We start from the raw sequence: 20,293 nt of genomic DNA, 5'->3' as shown, positions 1-20,293 counted from the left end.
GCGCTCGCGACTTCAATGGAAGGCACCGTTAGAACGGTGCCACCGCCTTGGTCCCTATTCTGCACTGCCAGGCCGTGCGCGCCGAGAGTGGGGCGTGCGATCTTGTCGTCGCCACCAAATCGTGAGTCAAAAGTGCACTAAACAACGTGCGTTTTCGCGCGCGATTGGAGGCAATCGCCGCCATGCTGTCAAGATGCAATGATGTTGGCCGCGAAGGTAGAGGCGGCCGCTGGCAATTGTGCATCTTGCCGACTGCTACCACTTGCCAGCCCTGGCGAGTTCGGGCCGACGCTGAGTGTTGTCGTGCGACAGCAGTCCTTCCTGGCCGACGAAGTAGTTGTTGTTGCCCTCGACCACCAGGTTGTACGCCTGCTCGTCGACGTCCGACGAGGCGACTGCACGAATCTCGATCGGCGCGCCGTGGGCGGAGAGCACCCGGTCGCCGGGCTCCAGTTCTTTGGCCATCCGCCAACCGGTGCCTTCCACCCAGAAGGGATGGCCCGGCGTGGCCAGCACTTGATAGCCCTCGGTGGCGATGTGCATCAGGGGGCTCGGATCACGAATCGTGGTATCCAGCACCGGGCGGAAGCAACGCTCGCCGGTCCGTTCGTCCATCGTGAGCACCAGATCGCCGGCCGTAAGGGTCTCGATGGCCTGCATGCCGGTCTTGGTCCACACCAACGTGCCGGCCGCAAAACATTCGCATCGACCTCCGCCACCGCCCGAGGGTGGCAACTCGGTGACCACGGGCATGTCGTACGACTGCGAGGTGCGGTAGGCGACCGTTTCTCGCGATTCGTCGTAGCCGTTTTCTTCTCGCCAGTAGTCCCACCATGGCGCCGGATCGTTGCCGAAGTCTTTATCGGTTACGGTGCGCAACGTGGCGACGATTCGCTCGTTGAGTTGTTCGCGACTAGTGTTGGCGGCCTGGGCCTGCTGCTCGAGCCGCATGGCCTCGCGGTACATCCGCTGGGCTGCGCTGGTGGTGCGTTGCCGAGAGCGTGCCACGGCGCGGCGAACATCGGTGCCCCGCGAGCCAGCCTGGACGATGACCGGTGCGCTCACGGTGGTGGATGCTTCGGCCACGAAGTCGGTATCGGCCCCTTCGGCTACGAACTGATGGCTGTAACTGACGCGCCCGTTCTCGGATCGAGTGATTTCGAACCGGCTTTCGATCAGCGGCGAGAGGCCCGTAATCAACACCGGCACTACTTCGTAGGTGGGACGCAGTTTGAGTGTCTCGGCGGCCACTTCACGCAGCGAGGCGTCATCGGCCAGCACCGCCAGGCGAGCCATCGACAGGCTGGCCTCGTAGCTGGGCAGGCGGCTCAGGGCCGACACGAAAGCCTTGCACAGCGAGGCCGATCGCTCAGCTTCGGCCGGATACTGGCCACGCTGCTTGGCGGCCAGCTTCTCGAACTCGAGGATGGCCGATTCGTCCACCACGGCTTCGACTTCCGCGAGCGCACGGGCGGCCTCATCGCTACCCGCCGCCAGCGCTCGCTGCCATCCAGCTATCCGAGTGCGCCAGTCAGCGTTTACTTTGCGCAGGTTGCGTTGCTCGTCGATGATTTCTTCGGCCTCGTCTCGCGGCAGCAATTGCCCACCGACCCATTGCGAATCGAGCGCACGCAGTGCCTGGCGATTGTCGCGGTCGACGGCCAGCACTTGTAGCCAGTGATAACGGGCTTCGTCCTGCAAGTCGTTACGTTCGCACCACCGGGCCAGTTGGAACTGATCGTCGGGCGTCGAGCTGGCCGTGCGACGAAGCTGTTGGTACTTGTCGAGCAACTGGTTGTCACTGGCTTCGTCCTGGACGGCCACAATAGGTTTCCACTGGCCGCTGACCTGCATCTCACCACGAGCCCAATGGGCCGGTGCGTGCTCGGGCGCGACGCGAAGCACCTGATCGAGCAACTGCTCGCGAAGATCCATGTCGCCAGCGGCGCCGGCCGCTAGGGCTTCGCGTGTCATGCGGTTGGCCAGCCCGGTGGTCACCGAGTCGTCGCCAGCGAAACAAGTTGCGGTCACGCCTAGAAACAATATTGCCGAGGCAAACAGTCGGGTACGCATCGCGGAGTCCAGTGGAATTGGGGGAAAAGAGGGTCTAATCCGCATTCGCGATTATGGGAGTGGTTTATTCTCCAAAGCAAGGCTTTTTGGGGATTGTTAAACTAGGCAAAGTCCCTGGTGTGGTCGCCCGAACGCGGGCAGCGTCGAGCCGGGAGCGATGCGCCCCCAGTCACCCGCCGCTCGACCGGCTAGATTGATACGGTCTTCGGCCCACCATGCTGCCAATCCACCTTCAGGCTCGTAAAAACTTGATGCCCCGCGCCGCCTACATTCACGTTCCGTTTTGCTCCCATCGCTGTGGGTACTGCAACTTTGCGCTGGTGGCCGGTCGGTTGGATCTGGTGCCGTCGTATTTCGAAGCCCTGCAGCGCGAATTCCACAGCCAATTAGTCGAGCCGCGAGAGGTCGACACGCTGTACTTTGGCGGCGGAACCCCCTCGCAATTGGGGGCCGAAGGCCTGGCGCGGCTCGCCGAGCTGGCCACCCATTGGCACCCGCTAGCCGAGGGCTTCGAATGGACGGTCGAAACCAACCCTGCCGACATGGACGCCGCCGTGGCCCAAGCGCTAGGGGCCGCGGGCGTCAATCGATTGAGTCTCGGCAGTCAATCGTTCCGTCCGGCCAAACTCGAGTTGCTGGAACGCGACCACCGCGCGGAGGATATTCAGCGGTCGGTCGAACTCGCAAGGCAACAGGGCATGGCCGTGTCGCTCGACCTGATCTTTGCCACGCCGGGCGAGACGCTCCAGCAGTGGCTCGACGACTTGCGGCTGGCCATCGGGCTGGAGCCGGAACACATCTCGGTGTACGGCCTAACCTTCGAGAAGGGCACCACTTATTGGGGCCGCCGCGAGCGGGGCGAACTCGAGTCGGCCGAGGACGAACTCGAGCGCGACATGTACCTGGCGGCCATCGAAGAGCTGGCCGCCGCCGGCTTCGAGCACTACGAGGTGTCGAACTTCGCCCGGCCTGGCCATCGCAGCCGCCACAACGAAGCTTACTGGCGAGGCGACGAGTACTACGCCGCCGGGCCGGGGGCCGCCCGGTATGTCGCGGGAGTGCGCGAGACCAACCATCGCAGCACCACCACCTATCTGAAACGCGTGCTGGCTGGCGAGTCGCCCGTCGACGAGCGAGAACAACTGACCGACGAATCGCGGGCCCGCGAGCGGCTGGTGTTCGCGCTGCGAAGGCTGGAAGGCTTGCGCCGCGAAGACTTTGCTGCGGCGACCGGCTTCACGATCGACGAATTGGCCGCCGAAGCGATCCAGCGATTCGTCGAGTGGAAGCTCTTAGACGACGATGGCCAGCGGATACGCCTCTCCCGCGAAGGACTATTGGTGAGCGATGCGATGTGGCCGGAGATGTTGTGAAGCCGGTGGGCGGTAAGCGTTAGGCGGTAAAGGGTCTAACCGCCTCCTGCCCACTGCTTACCGCCCACCCATGATCACATCGGCCCACGTGGCAATTGCCGGGCGTGGGGGGGCACTTCGCGGGGCGGCAAGGGTTCGCCGGTTTCGCCCGCCCATACGTCGCGTTCTTCGTCGCTGGCATAGTACCGCAACCAGATGCTGGGATCGCCTTCGATGTTGGCACAGTCCCAGTGCAGGAAGCTTCGCCGCTTGGCAAGTTTCTTCTCGTAGCTCGGCAGGATGTCGCGATAGATGAGCGTGTAGAGCTGCCGGTCGTCCAGGTGGTTGGTGAAATCGAGCACAATGTACTGCTGGTACAACTGCTCGACCACGCTGCAAAGCAGCCCGCTGAGGTCGTCTTGCGACAAGTGGTCGGGATGCGGCAGCAGCAATTCGGGATCGAACCACTGGCTGATGGGCACCATCGGGGCCCGCTCCCATTCCAACATCGATTCGAGGAATTCATTCTCTCGATGAGTCGGCATCGACCGGTAGTCGACGCTGCCGATCGACTCGTCGAACAGGGGTTCCAATTCGTCGCGCAACCGGGCGTTTCGTAGCAGGCTGTCGACTTCGTCGTGTTGTGAAGAATCAGGGATAAACATAGGTGGCCTGGACGAGCAGAACGCCGCGCATGGTTTCGTCGTGTGCAATTCTCCGGAGCACTCCGGCGCCCCGATGAATTCGACTTTAACAACCGGCTACAGGCGACAAAAGAGCTAGAGGGCAAGCTTGAGTACAAGTTGAAAAAACGTTGCGGGAAGAACCGGCACGACCCGCAAGGTCAGCCCCTTTGGCCCACATAACCGGCAAGGTTCGGGGGATTGCCACTCCACGCTGTCGATTTGCGTGCTATGTGGGGGACGACGCCAACTGCAGAGCCGCTGTTGTTTCGGCCACGTCCGGTCATAAGCCAAGGATGAACACGCACTCACACGGTTGATTGCGAGACCCGAGCCAATCCAGAGCAGCCCCGAAGGGGCGAAATAGGATAGCCCAGGGCAAGCGCCGGCGAGGAACGAGCCGAAGTGCCGCCCTGGGTGAATTTGAGACCCTTCCGGCGGTCGAGGAGTAGATACTCCATCCGCCCAAGTGCGACCGAGACCGCAAGAGGGTTCGGACGATGTGGCCAAGGCAGTGTTCAGCCACGCCGGTGGCGGCAGCGCATAGCCCGGCGGCGGGAGCCCCGGGAGTTGGTCCACAAATGATCCGCAAGTCGCGGAGCGGCGAAAGCGACGGAGGTTTGCTGAGGTGATCTACATCGCCCGGAGTTACGGTGCAGACGAAGTGGCAGCGGTTGGGCACACCGCTGTTAGTTATGGCGCTGTTAACGAGCTCCATAACGTGGAGCTGACCGACCGCCGGTGTAAACGCCCGAAACCGTGAACCAATCCTTGGCTTCCACGGAAGTCCACTAACGTCCAACTCGCGTGATTGGTAGGCGGTTCGTGTCCGGCGATTTTGTTAGGTCCTTCCTTCATGTTCCCACTTTTTTTTGCTCTCTCTTTCAAAAGCTTCAATGACCTCACTGCACGCCCCGATTCGTCCATATCCCCAAACCGATGAGCAACCGGGAAAGTGGGGTAGCGGCCAACGCTCGGCTATCCGCGGATCGTGGCTCGGAGGGTACAACGAAGGGCGGTGACGCCCAATGTGGAAATTGTAGTCTCCTATCTTGTGCTGAAAATCGAAGCAGCCGACCTGGCGCGTGTAGAATAGAAACCAGAACTGATCATAAACGTGGCTTCTTTCCTGAATTTGTCCAATGCCTCCACGCCTCTCTCCGTTCCATTCGAAAAACTCAGCGACCTTGACACAAAACAGGTTTGGTACATCGACTGTAGTGGCCACTGAAAGTGCTTCGTCGCTCTCAGACCACCCCCAGCCGTTAATTGGCTGTGCGCAAACCAACTTGCCGACAAACCCAAGCACGGAGCAATGCAAGTTTGAATCGATGCCTTCAGTACTCATGCGCGCGGGCACCTAACTAATATTCGACTCAAAAAAAACATGGATAAGCCCTGATGGTGCCTGTTTGTCTACATTTGATTTGCAAGTGGATAAGCATTGCCAAGATTGTAGCTAAATTGCGAACAATTTGCGCTACCGCTGCACTCTTGCCGCTCGCTACGCCGCGTCGGATGTCACAACCTCTGTCAGATACGGAACTTCCGAACGCGCGTCGGTGCAGCTCACCTCAGCGCGGTGAGACTCCTCAGAAACGCTCCAAACAGTCCGAAGCTAAGTCGCTGTCGCCGCTCTGCGGCTGGAAGGTTTTCTTCTACCGTTTCCCGGGACTGACGTCCCGGGCTATGCGCTGTCGCCACTGGCGTGGCTGAGACTTGCCCTACAGCTTCACCCCCATCAGGCCCATCAGCATCTTCATGTCGTCCCAGCAGTCCTTTTTGGCCGAGGGGTTTCGCAACAGGTAGGCCGGGTGGTAGGTGCACACGACGTTGATGCCGCGGTACTGGTGTACCCGGCCGCGGAGGCGGCCGATCGTTTCGGTGGTCTCCAGCAGATTTTGGGCGGCCACGGCGCCCAGGCAGCAAATGTACTCGGGCTCGATCAGCTCCAGCTGCCGCCGCAGGTACTGCTTGCAGTTGGCCGACTCGGTGGGCGTGGGGTTGCGATTGCCCGGCGGGCGGCACTTCAGCACGTTGAGGATGTAGACCTCGTCGCGGGTGAGGGTGCAGGCCTCGATGATTTTGGTGAGCAGCTGACCTGCCCGGCCGACAAACGGGATGCCCGTGCGATCCTCGTCGGCGCCGGGCGCCTCGCCCATGAAGCAGAGCCGCGCCGATGGACTGCCGACGCCGAAGACGGTCTGCGTGCGGGTGGAGGCCAGCTCGTCGCATAGCGTGCAGCCGGCCACTTCGGTTTGCAGCACCTCGAGCGTGGCGGCCGAGGACACCTTTTCACCGCCGGTGTCGGCTTCCTGGGCTGGTGCGGTGGGAGACATCGGTGCCTGGGTTGTGCTTGTCGTGGCGGGCAAAGCTGGCTGGGCAACCGGTTCGGCCGGCGGCGAGGGCTCTACCGCCACTGGGTTGGCCGAGGGTGCGGGGGCAGGAGCGACGCCCCGCGGAAGTTGCTCTACACCCGCCAGCTGCAAGCTTTCGAGGCGGGCGACCACGGCGCGATGTTTGGCGGGATCGATGTCGGACACGGGACGTGAACTCGGAAGATCGGACGGACGTGGCAGATCCAACGCGGTAAAAGGCATCAATTGCCGGCGATTCCACACGGTTGGGGGCTGCCCCGCACCGGCAAGGCAACTACAATACGGTGAAGGATGTTCAGAGGATGAGCAACCCCCTCGCCCGCCCGCCGATGTAAGTGCTGTCGCCGTGCGGCCCCAGAATTTTGGAAGATGCGCATGGTCGCGGCCTTCCCCAAGGCACCCTTAACGCCCAGCCATCATGCCCGTTCCACAAATTGTCATCGTCGGTCGCCCCAACGTGGGTAAAAGCAGCCTGTTTAACTGGCTGGCGGGGACCAAGATTGCCATCGTGGACGATCAGCCCGGCATCACCCGCGACCGGCTCACCCACCTGATGTGCCACGAGGACAAGTTCTTCGAGCTGGTCGACACCGGTGGGATGGGCTTCAACGACGCCGACAACCTGACCAAACACATCGAAGATCAGATCACGGTGGCCATCGAGTCGGCCAACCTAATCCTGTTCGTGCTCGATACCCGCAGCGGCCTGCTGCCCATGGATCAGGAAGTGGCCAAACGGCTGCGGCTGGTCAAAGTGCCGGTCGTCTGCCTGGCGAACAAAGCCGACGCCGAATCGCTCGATTCGATGGCCGAGGAGTTCCATCGGTTGGGCTTTGGCGCGCCGATCAAAGTCAGCACGCAGCAGAACCGCAATCGCGGCATCGTGCTCAATCGCATCATCGACAACATCCCCGAGCACGACGGCACCGAGGAAGAATCGCCCGATGCCGAGCCGGAGATGAAGGTGGCCATTGTCGGGCGCCGCAACGTCGGCAAGAGCACCTTCGTCAACACGCTGGCCCACGCCGAGCGGATGATCGTCAGCGAAGTGCCGGGCACCACTCGGGATAGTGTGGACGTGCGATTCGAACTCGACGGCAAGGCCTTCATTGCCATCGACACGCCCGGTCTGCGGAAAGGCAAAAGCCAGAGAGACATCGACTTCTATGGCACCCACCGGGCGCAGCGATCGATTCGCCGGGCGGACGTGGTGCTGTTGTTCCACGATTGCACCGAGCGGATCGGCAAAGTGGACAAGCAACTGTGCGACTACATTGTCGGGCAGTACAAGCCGGTGATTCTGGTGGTGAACAAGTGGGACAATCTGGCCGGCAGCATGCCCACCGAAAAGTGGGTGAACTACCTGCACGATACCTACCGCACCGTGCGGTACGCTCCCATCGCGTTCATCACCGCCAAGACCGGCAAGAACGTCAAAGCACTGCTGAATCACAGTCAGATGTTGTTCAAGCAAGCCCGTCAGCGGGTGGGGACCGGCGAACTGAATCGCATGCTACGCGATGCCGTAAAGCGTAAGGCGCCGCCGCTGTATAAGAATCGCCGTCCGAAGATTTACTACGCCACGCAGGTGGGCACGCAGCCGCCGACCATCGTGCTGTTCTGCAGCCAGCCCGCGGCCATCGACGCCATGTACCAGCGGTACCTGTTGAATCAGTTCCGGGATCACCTGGAGTTCGACGAGGTGCCCATCAAGCTCTACCTGCGTCGCCGCAGCGCGAGCGACAGCCGCGACGATATTGGCAGCGAAGCCCTGGCGGACGCGTAGGGCGAGCCGGGCCATCTTCGGCCCCAGAAGTGACTTGCTCGCGAAGGGGGAGCGTTACTTCAGGTCTTTGGAGGGAAGTTCCGTCAGGCCGACTTCGGCATAGCTGTCCAAACCGCGGGTGCCGGCCAGGCTGGGGTCCGACATCGAGCTGCGGGCCAGCAGCACTCCGCCGACGACCCAAGCCAGCACGAAGCCCACCACCTCGCCATAATAGACGAGCTGCTTCCACGAGTTACTGGCGTTATCTTGAGAATTGGTACCCATTGTCCTACTCGAAGGCCTTCCTATGCCTCAACAATTTGGCGGGTTGGCTCTGCCGGTTCGCCGAAAGAAAAGTGTTCCGTTTAGATTTGGTGCATTACAGCCACTTGTCACCGATTCTGCAAGATCGGAATCTTTCATAAAATCTTAACCGTAGATGCTAGCACGCCGGAACCGCTGCTGCCATTGCTAGTGGTGCGGAGGCGGCGCAAACTGGCGGGTTTAGCGAAGTCTCTCTCATGATCGAATGCCAAAGTCTCTCCGTGGTCGTTGCCGACTTCCGCCTGGCGGAGGTGTCGCTGGCCATCCCCACGGGCGAGTACGGCGTGTTGATGGGACGCACTGGCAGCGGCAAAACCACGTTGCTGGAGGCCATCTGTGGGCTGCGTCCCCTGGCCGGTGGCACCGTGCGCCTGGCAGGCCGCGACGTCACCGCCCTTCGCCCCGGCGACCGCCATCTTGGCTATGTACCTCAGGAAGCCGCCTTGTTTCCCCGCATGACCGTGCGGGACAACCTGGGGTTTGCCCTGGGCGTGGCCGGCCGGCCCGCTGCGGAAATCCGATCCCGCACCGACCAGCTGGCCGAGCAACTGCACGTGACGCACCTGCTGCCCCGTCGCGCCACGGGGCTGAGCGGAGGCGAGCAACAACGCGTCGCCCTGGGCCGCGCCCTGGCGGCCCGGCCGGCGGTGCTGCTGTTGGACGAGCCGTTGGCGGCGCTCGACGAACAAACCCGCACGCAGATGATCGAGCTGCTGCGCGAGGTGCACGCCGCCAGCGAGACAACCACACTGCACGTGACGCACAATATGAGCGAAGCGGAGGCGCTGGCCGACGTGCGTCTGAGCATCGAAGACGGAAACGTCATTCAGTCCGAGCCGCGTTCCAGCCCCCGACGGATCAAACCACGCTGAAGGATGCACAGCGGACGTCACTTGCCGGTGCGATGACGCGCGAGGGGCTCGAGCGTCTCGAGCCAGGTTGCCGTGGGGGCGATCAACTGTTCGACCAGTTCCACCTCGGCGGTGTCGGCTGCCGCGCTGCGAGCTTTTGTCGGCCGGTTTTCGTACTTCTGGGCGAAGCCGGCCTCGACTTCCGGGGTCCACTCCAACTGGCAAAACGCCAGCAGTTGCTGGAATTCCTCTTTGCCGAACTCTTCCAGGCGGCATTCGGTGTAACGATCGGCAGGCAGCGTTCGGCCAATGCGGCACACGTGCTCGACGCACATCCGCCATTGCCAGGCCGCCACCTCCAGTGGGTCGAGATCGCGGACCATCTCCTGAATGCCCGGCACGCGCGGTCCCCAGACACCGCGCGGTTTCTTGCTGGGCAGCACTTTGGTCATCACCCGCCGGGCGAACTCGCCGGCGTAGTACGGTGCCTGCCGCAGCTTGATTTCCTTCAGCCGCCGGAGCAATTGTCGGCGAGTGGTGCCGCCCACGCCTGTGGCATGCTGGTCCCAGAACTTGCGGATCGACAGCACCGACTCGGTGCCCTCGCGCATGATATGGATGAAAATTGCATCGGGCAGCACGCGATCGACAAACCCCACCCGCAGGCTGTTGCTGGGTGTCTTTTCCACCAGCCGCTCCCGCCCGGCATCGCGGACCTTGCTGGCAAACTCGCGGCGAATGTGACTGACCACCTCGGGCCGGGCGTCGTCGGGCTGCAGGGCGTCCGATTTGCCATCGTTGCCGTACTTCCACAGGATGCGTGGTTCGTCGGCCAGGTAAACCTGCGGATGGAACTTCAACAGCTGACTCAACACCGTGGTGCCCGACCGCGGGGCTCCAAGAATCACAATCGGTCGGGTGAGCAGTTGGTCGTCGGTCATCGGACGCTGGCGGATCGCTGGTTATTTAAAAAACCGGACCAAGCTCTTTGAGCCGCGACTCGGTCTCGGCCATCAAGGCGTCCTCGGCCGCCTCGTCTTCCGCGACGAAGGTCACGCTGAAGCGGAGGAACGACCCGGCGTCGTCCCACGGCACCGTGCAAATCGATTGCTCACGAATCAGGTACTGGCTGGCCGCTTCGGCATTTTCGAACGTGGTGCCGTCGGCCAGGCCCTTCGGCGCGGGAGTATAAAGAAAATAGGTCCCGCCCGGCATTTTGCAATCGAAACCGCACCGCGACAGCACGGCAACCAGCTTTTCCATGCGGCGGCGGTACTTTTCGCGGATTTGTTTCGGTATTTCCGGATCGTCCAGCGCCGCGGCCGCCGCCTTTTGGGTGGCCATGAACTGGCCGGAGTCGCTGTTGTCCTTCACGTCGGCAAACGCCTGCACGATCAGCGGGTGGCCACACACCCAGCCCATCCGCCAGCCGATCATGTCGAAACCCTTCGACATCGAGTGCACCTCGACGCCCACCTCCTTGGCGCCGGGCGTGGCCAGGAAGCTGCTCGGCGGCTGATCGAACGACAGCATGGCGTGGGCCGCGTCCTGGACAACAACGATGTTGTTCTCCTTGGCAAACTTCACCACCTTTTCGTAGAACTCCGGTGATGCCGTCTTGCCGGTGGGGCTGTTGGGGAAATTAATGACCAGGAGTTTCGCCTTCTCGAGAATGTCGGGCGAGATGCCGTCCAGGTCGGGCAGAAAGTCGTTCTCGGCCAGCAGCGGCAGTTTGTGCACGATGCCGCCATAGTAAGTGGTGTGCGTTCCGATCACCGGGTAGCCGGGCACCGTCATCAGGGTGATGTCGCCCGGATTGATGAACACCGCCGGCAGCAGGGCGTAGGCTGGCTTCGAGCCGATGGCGTGATTAATCTCGGTCGCCGGGTCGAGCTCCACGCCGAACTCGCGCTGCATGAACCGCGCGGCCGCTTGCTTGAACTCCAGCACACCGTTATCCGCGTAGCCGCGGTTCTCCGGCTTGTTGATCTCCTCGGCCATCACCCGGCGGACATTCTCCGGCGCCATCGAGTCGTTCTCGCCGATGCCGAAGTCCAGCAGCTTTCGCTCGGGAAAGTCGGCCAGCGCCTTTCGCTTCGCCCGCTTGATCTTCTCGAACTTGTAAAGCGAGGTGCCTTTGCCGTAGCTGGCACCACCGATGCGGTCCGCAAAAAGCTGTTGAAAGTAGGGATCGCTCATCGTCGTGTTTTTGCCTGCAAATATCGATCGGGACAGTAAATGGGCGGTGAGCTACAATAGAACAAGACCCCTGTCCGATCGTCAACACGCCGCCCACAGGACTTTTTCCTTGCCCGATGCCGCCCACCGACAATTTGCGTGCCTCGCTTCCCTGGCCTTTTTTGCCGCGCTGTTGCCCTCGGGTGCCGCGGTGCGGGCCGACCAGCCGAAGCCCGCGCCGGTGGAGGTGGTCCGCTTTCAGGGCGACGATGGCGAGCAGACCCTCACCGGCCGCATCCTGGCCGAGGATACCGACGGGGGTGTCATGCTGCAGACGCCCAACGGGGTGCAGCACCTGATTGAAGCCGCGACCGTGGTTTCCCGCGAGCGAATCGAAGCCCCGTTCAAACCGCTGACGCCCGACCAGCTGGGCCGGCAGGTCCTGGAAGAGCTGCCCGAGGGGTTCAACCTCCATACCACACCGCACTACGTGGTCTGCTTCAACACCAGCCGCGCGTACGCCCAGTGGACCAGTTCGCTGCTCGAACGACTGCACCGCGCGTTTACCAACTTCTGGGAGAACCAGGGTGTCGAGATCCACGAGCCCGAGTTCCCGCTGGTCGTGATCATCTACGCCACGGCCGACCAGTACCGCACGGCCAGCGCCGACGAACTCGGCACCGCGGCCGGCAGCATCATCGGTTACTACAGCCTCACCACCAACCGCGTGAGCATGTACGACCTGACCGGCTCCCAAGCACTGCACGGTGGCGGCGGTCGAGGTTCTCTGCGCGACATCAACCGCATGCTCGCCCAACCGGCCGCCCTGCCCTTGGTGGCCACCGTGGTGCACGAGGCCACGCATCAGATTGCCTTCAACTGTGGTCTGCAGCAACGCCTGGCCGAGTTGCCACTGTGGCTGGTCGAAGGAATGGCCGTGTATTTCGAAGCGCCCGACCTGTCGAGCAACCGCGGCTGGCGGGGCATCGGCAAGGTGAATCACTTGCGGCTGTCGACGTTCAAGACGAACCTCCACACATCTCGCCGCACCAGTTTGCTGGCCATGGTGGCCGACGACAAACGCTTCCGCGACGCCCGCACGGCGACCGACGCCTACGCCGACGCCTGGGCGCTCAACTACTTTCTGATGCGCTACCACCCCGACGAGTACGTGGCCTACGTCAAATCCCAGGCCAAGAAGAAACCCTTCATCCCCGTCTCGGCCGAGACTCGCATCGAAGAGTTCCGCGAGCACTTCGGTGACATTGAAGAGCTCGATCGGGAGTTCGTGAAGCGGATGGGGCGGATTGATTGAGCGTTGCTGCCTGGTGCGTTAAGTTGAACCACGACGGGCACGACGGAGCTAGCATTCCTCAGCCGCGGAGCGGCGACAGCGCATAGCCCGGGGCGTAAGCCCCGGGGACCGATGCGAACATCTTCGCCAGCCACGGAGTGGCGACAGCGGTTCTACCCGACGTGCTCCTGCTCGAACACATATTTCGGGTCGTACTCGATCTGGTGACGCTTGAGCAACCCCAGGAATTCCTCTTGGAAGCTCCGTTGACGATGATGTTCCTGTTGATTGCGGACGTACTGGGAGACTACCTCCCGCTGTGAAACACTGACGGTGAAGGCGGCGAAACCAGGTTGCCACTGGAACTTCCCAATCTGGTCACCACGCTCGTTCACCCACTTCGACGAGTTGGTTTTGAAGACCCGAATCGCATCGGAGACGGCGATTGTCGGTGGAATGCCGACGAGTAGATGAAGATGGTCAGGCATGCCACCAATTTCGCGGAGGCACCCGTGCTCTGCGCGGACGATTCCTCCCAGGTATTGGTAGAGTTCCTGCCGAAGTGCTTCCTGAATCGAAGGCTTGCGATACTTCGTGCTGAACACGACGTGGTAATCCAAGCAAGTAAATGTGCTGGCCATTGTTGCCAAGCCCCTCCAGCCACCAGATGAACGTAGACCGAGAGTTAGTCTAGCAGATTCGGATGGGGGGTTCGCTGTCGCCACTCTGTGGCTGGTAGTTTTCTTGTAACCTGTTCCTGGGGCTCGCGCCCCAGGCTATGCGCTTTCGCCGCTCCGCGGCTGATATGCGCGGCCATCCTCCCATAACCTCTTGTGCTGCGCACACGGACAATCGGCCGTGGTGAGCTTGTCCAGTGGCACGATCCACTCCGGCCGACTTTCCGTGCTACCCGTTGGCGTGTGGTACCAACTACTGCACCGCCGGCGGCGGCGGCAGATTCAGCGGTGCCTCGTTCTGCAGCAGTGTCGCCTCGTAGTGGCGTAGCAATCCATACGTCGACTGGAACGCGGGCAGGTTGGCCAGGGCCTGATAGGCCGGGTTGGTGACTACCATCTGGTAGTGGCTCAGCGATCTTTGCACTGCTTCGATGGGAGGGGCGGTTTGGCCGCTGAACACTTCGACTGGCAAGGCCAGGAACGCTCGCCATTGGGGGTCGAGTTGCTCGAACAGTTCGGGCGACGTTTGACTCAACTGGGCGCGAATCACTTCCGAGTCGGGGGTCGAGTACTGCTGCGCGAGTACTGGCGCCTGGGCCGGGGCGTTGGCCGGCGGAAAGGCGTTGGCCTGGTTCGGTGTGGTGCCCGGCGCCACGGGACTGACCCGTGTCGAACTGTAACTGTTCACCAGTTGCACCAGCTCCACCGCAGCCGGAGGAATAATCACCGGTTGCTGCGGTCCTGGGCTGCGGTAGTAGGCGGCATTAGCCATGCCGTCGACCTTGAGCATCGATCCGTCCAGCGAGGCTCCGATGAACAGCCCACGACTCCTGGCATACGAATAGACCTCCGCCTTGAGCTGCAGGTCGGTGGCCGCCGAGGCTTGCCGCCCCACCGGACCGGCCGCCGCCGCGGCATCGACTCCTAGCGTGAACTTGTCGTTAAAGATGCCTTGAATGCTCTGCTTGGTTTTGAACACCAGGATCACGTCGGTCGCCTGCACGCCAGCCTGCCAACCAACGCTGCCGCCGGTGAGCGTCACAAACACGGGGGCGTGCCAGGTGCCGTTATCGTCTTTCACCACCAGCGTACCCCGCCCATGCCGAGCACCGATTACAAAGCCCCCTTTGATCACGTTGGGAATGATCGCCACACCTTGGGCGTCCGCCAGCATCCGCTGAGGAATGGCCTGCGCGGGAATCGCCATCACTTCGTTCAATACCTGAATCGATTGACGAACGGTCTCGTCCTCGCGAGCCTGCCCGAAGGCCGTGGTCGCAGTGAAGCTCAGCGCTAACAGCGATGCTAGCAGTCGTGCATGAGAGGCCATGTTTTGGCGGAAAATCCGTCGCATACTAGCGGTGCTCCAGGAAAGAAAGGTGCGCGGGGGAGACGGATTCTGGGCCGGATGGGTGGTGAGAGTCAACAGCAGTTGCGCGTGGGGAGAAGATGGGAAGAGGTGACGCATCCGCAGCCCGTTGCGTAGGATGGAGACGACACTGCATGGCAGGTTGTAGCGTTTCCGGCAAAGATGCGTGCGACGATAACGTCTGAGCAAGTGGCGAGACAGCAAGTGGCGGTTCGCCAAGCAGGCCAACTGCTACATTGAGGTCCCCACTGGTTATGCGTCGACTTTTTGCAAGCAAGAACAAGGAAAGTGGCACCAGACATGAAGTTTCTCTGTGAGTGTGGCCATGCCATTTACGACCAGACCGATGACCTACCCTACAAAGCCTACTTATATCCAGACCAGTCAATGGATGCACTATATACTGCCCTGGATCAGCTGATTCAATCAGCTCCGCGTAGCGTTTCCCAGCGTTACACGATGACACTCCCAATTACTCTTCCTAAGGGTCATCGGCAAATGTATCAGTGTCCTGACTGCGGTCGCATCTACATTAGTGACAACGACAAGCTTCATTGCTTTGTGTCGGAATTTGGTGATGTTCCGAAGAACCTCTTCCAAGCCGATCCACAATAAGTGCACGCTAACCAAAAACGGGGCGATGTTGACCAAGGGTGGCCGTTAAGTACACACGGGCGTGGAGCGCCGACGGAAATACAAATGGCCATTCGTGCCAGCGTCGACGTTCCGAATTCTTGCGAATCCGGCTACGTGCTTTTTGCGATTTCGCAATCTCCATAAAACCCCGTCTGTAAAGACTTCGCCGTTGAGGCCGCTCCGGCGCGCGAGCTCATTGAGTTGCTTGATGGTGTGATGGTGTGGGGCGGGGGAAGCTCCCCCCTGCGGAAGCCGTTTGGATATGCCGCCCCCCCCCTGCAGGGGCATGCAATTCGGACGTGCAAGTCCGCGACTAGCGGCAATTGGCAGCAGTTTGTCTCTAAAAAGCATTGCACTGCAATAGTTTACGGCACCCGCGGCGTGTCGAAGCGATACGCGGCCCCGGTTGGTTGATCAAGGAATTTCTATCGGTTTTTCCGTTTTTTCCGTGTTCCGCGGATGAATGCATTGCTTATACTGCACGAGTTGGGGGAGCGCTTCCAATCGCTGGCAACCCACCGCCAAGCTTTAGTCGCGGCAGTTGCCTGTGGTAGTACTTATCTCCGAGTGGTCCAGTCGACCATTAATTGGCGGAGTGAACGACGCGCCCATTTTATCCGCATACCTTTTCTTCTTCGTGCTTGAGGTCAGTTCTAATGAGTGGACAACGTGTACTGGGCTTGGCAACCGCCGTGGCGGTTATGGTGGCATGTTCCTTCTCTCAGGCGGCGTTGATTCCGCTCGCCATTCCAGGTGTCGTGGGCGACGCCTACCACCCGGGTGATAATCCCGACCCAGGTGATGGGTCGTGGTCGCGAGTGCTCGACGGTACGGGCCTCACGGTTGGCGATACGGCCGACCCCAGCACGTGGACTCACAACGGGGCCTGGCAAGACAACTGGCAGGGGCAAGGAACGTTTACCGACGGCAACACGCCCGGTGCCTGGTTTATGGTCGACCTGGGTTCTATCCACGACGACCTGAACTCTCTTTACATCTGGAACGTACGCGAAGTTCTCGATCGTGGCATGAAAGATGTCGACATCTTCTACTCCGATTCCACTTTCCCGCCAGATGCCTGGAATTTGCTCGGTAGCTATACCATTCCGCAAGCCACCGGAGCTGACACCCCAGCGGACATGGTCATCGACCTCAGCGGTGTTCCTTCTGCACGTTACGTCGGTTTCGAGATTAACACCAACTACGGCAGCACGTTCCGAGTAGGTGTGGCCGAAATGCAGTTCACCGTCGTGCCCGAGCCGTCGACTGTTATGTTGGCTGGACTAGCCTTGGCGGCAGGCTTGGCAATTCGCAAGCGGCGCTAGCCGCGAAAAACATGGGTTGCTGCGAGCAGATTCCGGACGACGGAATCTGCTCGTCATAGAACTGGCAACTGCTGGCTCCGAGTACTCGGGCTGGTACCGGCGCGACTTTAGACGCGATGCCCTGCTGCGTTTCTTTTTGATCGCTACGTTCACTTTGTGATGTAGTCTGTTGACTGCAGCGGTGTGGCGACTTCGACTGGTCCACTCTATCTGCACGCGCATGAATCGATGCGCAGGCACGGCTACCCGTGTGGCATGGCGGCAACACCGCCCGCTTTGCCACTCGCGTTGCCTGGCCTCGAGCGCCCGTGAAACGCTTGTGTAAAAATTTCGCCGTTGAAGTCACTCTGGCGCGTGATCTAATGAAGTTGCGTGATGGTCTGTGCAGGTGGGGTGAGGGGTGAGCAAGTGAGTAGGTAGCCGGGCGACCACGTCGTCCGTGAAGGCTCAGCGTTTAAGCGAGTCCAATCGAGAGCGGCGCGGGCAAGCGAGCGTGGTGGTGGTTCCCTCGCTCGTTCGGCGGAGCGAACGGCCACTATGTAGGTTTTGGGCCAACACCAAAAACATGCGGAGAACAACGTGGGGGGTTTTGTCGCACCCTGTCGTTGTTTTAGCCGAGAAAAACAGGGGTCTCACCACCTGGGGGGAACCAAAACGGGGGGAGTTTTGGGCCCATGAATTTACATCCCCAGTAGTTGGCCCAAAACAGGGTTGGCCCAAAACTCCCCGCGAGCCGCCCCCCGCTTTGAGAGGTGGTCCACTGGATTAACCCAGCTTCAGCGGCATCGACCGCGAGCGCCCGCCCGTGGCCGCGTATACCGCCCCGGCGAGCGCGGGGGCGATGGCGATGATCGGCGTTTCGCCGGCACCGACGGACGGAAGGTCGGGACGATTCACCAGCACGAGTTCCATCTCGGGCAGGTCGCGCATCCGCGGAACCTCGTAGCTGTAGAAACTGGCGTTCTGGATCTGGCCGTCGGAGAACTCCATCGCTTCGCGGAGTGCGGCCCCCAGGCCCATGACAATCGCCCCTTCGACCTGCGACCGGAGGTTCGTGGGATTGTGAATCGCCCCACACTCGTACGCCTGGCAGACCAGCAGGTTTTGAACTTCGCCATCCACCACATCCGCTTCGACGCACGCGGCAACGTACGAACCCTTCTCGGTACCGCACGCCAGACCGATGTTACGCCCCTCGGCCCGACGCTTCCGCCAGCCGAACTTCTCGGTGGCCGCCACCAGCACGTTTCGCAGTCGCCCTTCTTCAAGATGCGCGAGGCGGAAGTCCAAGGGGTCGACGCCGGCCAGCTCCGCCAGTTCGTCCATCGCCACCTCGCGAGCAAATGTGTTGGCCGTCGATGCCAGGGCGCGGTAGGAGCCTTGCCGCAGCGGCGAGTCGCACTCCAGCACACGTTCTCGCTTGTTTGGCACCCGATACGGCGTATCGAGCGCCGATCCGCCCGAGTTGTAGTTGGCAAAGTCCCAAGCCACGATGCGCCCCTGGTCGTCGAGCGCGGCTTTTACCTCGATGAGCCCCGCGGGACGGAAGTAGGCCCAGGTGAATTCCTCCTCGCGAGTCCACCGTAGCGAAACAGGTTTGCCCGCCGCTTTGGCGAGCCGCGCCGCTTCGACGGCCGCCTCGCCGGTGTGCTTGCCGCCGAATCCGCCACCAGTATCGGGCACGATCACCCGCACCCCGTCGCCTCGCAGTCCAAACGCTCCGCGGAGTTCTCCTTCGACCCGCGAAGGTTGCTGCGATCCAGTCCATACGGTGAGCTTGCCATCGGACCACTCGGCCACCGCCGCGCGAGGTTCCATCGGCGCGTGCTGGATGTAGGCGATTTCGAACGACGAGTCGATGCTTTGATTCGCGCTCTCCAGCGCCGCGTCGACATCGCCCGCTGCACCGCCGCCTCGCCGGCCGCGGCGACCACCTCCTTCGCGGGCAGTCTCCTTCAGATGCGTGAACAGATTCTCGCTCGACGGATGGTCGACCGTTTCCCACTCGGCCGTGGCGACAAGTGCCTCGATCGCTTTGCCGGCCTGCCACGAACTGGGCGCGGTGCAGCCCACAAAGTCGCCATCGCGGACGACAGTCACTCCCTCGAGTTTCTGCCCCGCTTCGAGATCGATCGATGTGAGCTTCGCTCCATACGACGGCGGCCGCAGCACCTTGCCATACTCCATGCCCGGCAGTTGATAGTCGGAGGGGTAGCGATGCTGGCCGGTGACGATCGCCTCGGCCCCGACTTTATTGGTCGGTACGCCGAGCACCTGCCACTCGGACACGCGCCGTACTTGCGCCTCACCATTCGGCGGCGCTTGCAGCGACTCCGCCACTTCGGCCTCTCGTACCAGATCAGCCAGCGACATGGTGCGGCCCGCGGTGGTGAAGGTTCCGCGGTCGTACTGCACTTCGCCTGGTTCGACTTCGAGCGTGGCCGCAGCCAGTTCCACCAATCGCTCGCGGGCCGCAGCGCAGGCGCTTCGCACGCGTGGCACCGTCGAGGGCGTGGTGCGACTGCCGGCCGTGCCGCCGTCGTCGGGGCATTGCTCGGTGTCGGCCATCACAAGTTGAATCTTCTCGATCGGCAACCGCAGTTCCTCGGCCGCTGCTTGCGTAATTTGAGTGCGGGACCCCTGCCCTACTTCCACCTTGCTGGTGAGCACGGTGACGATGCCGTCTTCGGCGACGTGCAAACGGTCGCCGAGCGGCTCACCACGGCGGGGTTGCCGCCTGCCGGGCTGGGCGTGAGAGTTGTCGCGTGCGAGCAGCAGCATCAGGCCGGCACCCAGCGTGGCGTTAAACACCCGGCGATCGGTGGCAAACTCGTACCGCTGTGGCTCGCGCAACTCGTATCGTTCGAGTTCCAGATTGGCGTCGTTCATCTCGATGGTCCTTCGTCTTGGCGACTAGCGACCCGCGGCCTGCTCGACCGCGGCACGGAGGTTTCGATAGTTGCAGCATCGGCACAGGTTGCCATCCATCGCTTCGACAATTTGCTCGCCGGTGGCCTGCGGCTCCGTGCGCAAGAGGGCAACCGCGTTCATGATTTGGCCGGGCACACAGTAGCCACATTGCATGGCCGATTGATCAATAAAGGCCTGCTGCACTCGATGCAATTCGACACCGCTGGCCAGACCCTCGATGGTTTCGACCCTGCGACCGTCGACCTCGGCGATGCTGGTAATGCAAGAACGCGTGGCCTCACCATCGACGATCACGGTGCAGGCGCCGCACGCCCCCTCCCCGCAACCGTACTTGGTGCCAGTGAGCGACAGCTCTTCGCGGAGCACATCCAGCAGCGGCCTCTGAGCATCGGTTTCGACGCTATGCGCCTGGCCGTTGACCTCGAGCGAAAATCGATCGGGCATGAGAAGCTCCTCG

At 61.7% G+C, this 20,293-nt stretch carries 15 protein-coding genes; 5 read left to right on the top strand and 10 right to left on the bottom strand.

Annotated features, from left to right (window positions below; genetic code table 11):
- Positions 1–255: 255 nt before the first annotated feature.
- Entirely contained in the window at positions 256–2,073 is a 1,818-nt protein-coding gene (locus NG895_RS09600) for a polymorphic toxin-type HINT domain-containing protein (RefSeq protein ID WP_252852267.1), read from the bottom strand.
- Between the two features lie 251 nt (positions 2,074–2,324).
- Here NG895_RS09600 and hemW point away from each other — a divergent pair, with 251 nt between their 5' ends.
- Complete coding sequence (gene hemW, locus NG895_RS09595) at positions 2,325–3,446, top strand: radical SAM family heme chaperone HemW (RefSeq protein WP_252852266.1); 1,122 nt, start codon at positions 2,325–2,327, stop codon at positions 3,444–3,446.
- Positions 3,447–3,520: 74 nt separating this feature from the next.
- On the opposite strand, the gene NG895_RS09590 is transcribed toward hemW, so the two are convergent.
- Both NG895_RS09590 and NG895_RS09585 read right to left on the bottom strand, forming a co-directional pair.
- Positions 3,521–4,090, bottom strand: coding sequence for a hypothetical protein (locus tag NG895_RS09590; RefSeq protein ID WP_252852265.1), 570 nt, complete (start codon positions 4,088–4,090; stop codon positions 3,521–3,523).
- Positions 4,091–5,832: 1,742 nt separating this feature from the next.
- Positions 5,833–6,651, bottom strand: a complete 819-nt coding sequence (locus NG895_RS09585) for a uracil-DNA glycosylase (protein ID WP_252852264.1) — start codon at positions 6,649–6,651, stop codon at positions 5,833–5,835.
- A gap of 253 nt (positions 6,652–6,904) precedes the next feature.
- Between NG895_RS09585 and der the strand changes: the two genes are divergently transcribed.
- On the top strand, positions 6,905–8,272 hold the full coding sequence (gene der / locus NG895_RS09580; RefSeq protein WP_252852263.1) for a ribosome biogenesis GTPase Der: 1,368 nt from the start codon (positions 6,905–6,907) through the stop codon (positions 8,270–8,272).
- 54 nt (positions 8,273–8,326) lie between these two features.
- Here the strand turns inward: der and NG895_RS09575 are convergent, their stop codons facing one another.
- A complete protein-coding gene (locus tag NG895_RS09575) occupies positions 8,327–8,536 on the bottom strand; it encodes a hypothetical protein (protein ID WP_252852262.1) in 210 nt (69 codons plus the stop codon).
- 236 nt (positions 8,537–8,772) lie between these two features.
- Here NG895_RS09575 and NG895_RS09570 point away from each other — a divergent pair, with 236 nt between their 5' ends.
- The gene (locus tag NG895_RS09570; RefSeq protein WP_252852261.1) at positions 8,773–9,447 is read left to right on the top strand and encodes an ABC transporter ATP-binding protein; all 675 of its coding nucleotides are present in this window, start codon (positions 8,773–8,775) and stop codon (positions 9,445–9,447) included.
- 17 nt (positions 9,448–9,464) lie between these two features.
- Here the strand turns inward: NG895_RS09570 and NG895_RS09565 are convergent, their stop codons facing one another.
- Together NG895_RS09565 and NG895_RS09560 are read right to left on the bottom strand one after the other, a co-directional pair.
- On the bottom strand, positions 9,465–10,367 hold the full coding sequence (locus NG895_RS09565; protein WP_252852260.1) for a sulfotransferase family protein: 903 nt from the start codon (positions 10,365–10,367) through the stop codon (positions 9,465–9,467).
- Positions 10,368–10,392: 25 nt separating this feature from the next.
- Positions 10,393–11,625: an LL-diaminopimelate aminotransferase gene (locus tag NG895_RS09560; RefSeq protein WP_252852259.1), complete on the bottom strand. Its 1,233-nt coding sequence runs from the start codon at positions 11,623–11,625 to the stop codon at positions 10,393–10,395.
- A 109-nt stretch (positions 11,626–11,734) separates the two neighbouring features.
- Between NG895_RS09560 and NG895_RS09555 the strand changes: the two genes are divergently transcribed.
- Positions 11,735–12,919, top strand: a complete 1,185-nt coding sequence (locus tag NG895_RS09555) for a DUF1570 domain-containing protein (RefSeq protein ID WP_252852258.1) — start codon at positions 11,735–11,737, stop codon at positions 12,917–12,919.
- Positions 12,920–13,071: 152 nt separating this feature from the next.
- On the opposite strand, the gene tnpA is transcribed toward NG895_RS09555, so the two are convergent.
- Both tnpA and NG895_RS09545 read right to left on the bottom strand, forming a co-directional pair.
- Positions 13,072–13,539, bottom strand: a complete 468-nt coding sequence (gene tnpA, locus NG895_RS09550; RefSeq protein WP_252852257.1) for an IS200/IS605 family transposase — start codon at positions 13,537–13,539, stop codon at positions 13,072–13,074.
- 289 nt (positions 13,540–13,828) lie between these two features.
- Complete coding sequence (locus NG895_RS09545; RefSeq protein WP_252852256.1) at positions 13,829–14,929, bottom strand: lipid-binding SYLF domain-containing protein; 1,101 nt, start codon at positions 14,927–14,929, stop codon at positions 13,829–13,831.
- Positions 14,930–16,236: 1,307 nt separating this feature from the next.
- On the opposite strand from NG895_RS09545, the gene NG895_RS09540 reads away from it, so the two are divergent.
- Positions 16,237–16,905, top strand: a complete 669-nt coding sequence (locus NG895_RS09540) for a PEP-CTERM sorting domain-containing protein (RefSeq protein WP_252852255.1) — start codon at positions 16,237–16,239, stop codon at positions 16,903–16,905.
- 765 nt (positions 16,906–17,670) lie between these two features.
- On the opposite strand, the gene NG895_RS09535 is transcribed toward NG895_RS09540, so the two are convergent.
- Both NG895_RS09535 and NG895_RS09530 read right to left on the bottom strand, forming a co-directional pair.
- Positions 17,671–19,794: a xanthine dehydrogenase family protein molybdopterin-binding subunit gene (locus NG895_RS09535; RefSeq protein WP_252852254.1), complete on the bottom strand. Its 2,124-nt coding sequence runs from the start codon at positions 19,792–19,794 to the stop codon at positions 17,671–17,673.
- Positions 19,795–19,818: 24 nt separating this feature from the next.
- Positions 19,819–20,280 carry a (2Fe-2S)-binding protein gene (locus NG895_RS09530; protein ID WP_252852253.1) on the bottom strand — a complete coding sequence of 154 codons (462 nt, stop codon included), beginning with the start codon at positions 20,278–20,280 and terminating at the stop codon, positions 19,819–19,821.
- Between the last annotated feature and the right edge of the window lie 13 nt (positions 20,281–20,293).

The organism is Aeoliella straminimaris, assembly GCF_024054565.1.
In the GTDB taxonomy this organism is placed as follows: domain Bacteria; phylum Planctomycetota; class Planctomycetia; order Pirellulales; family Lacipirellulaceae; genus Aeoliella; species Aeoliella straminimaris.
Note: the sequence above shows the minus strand (reverse complement) of the source record. Positions and strands in the feature narration are given on the sequence as shown.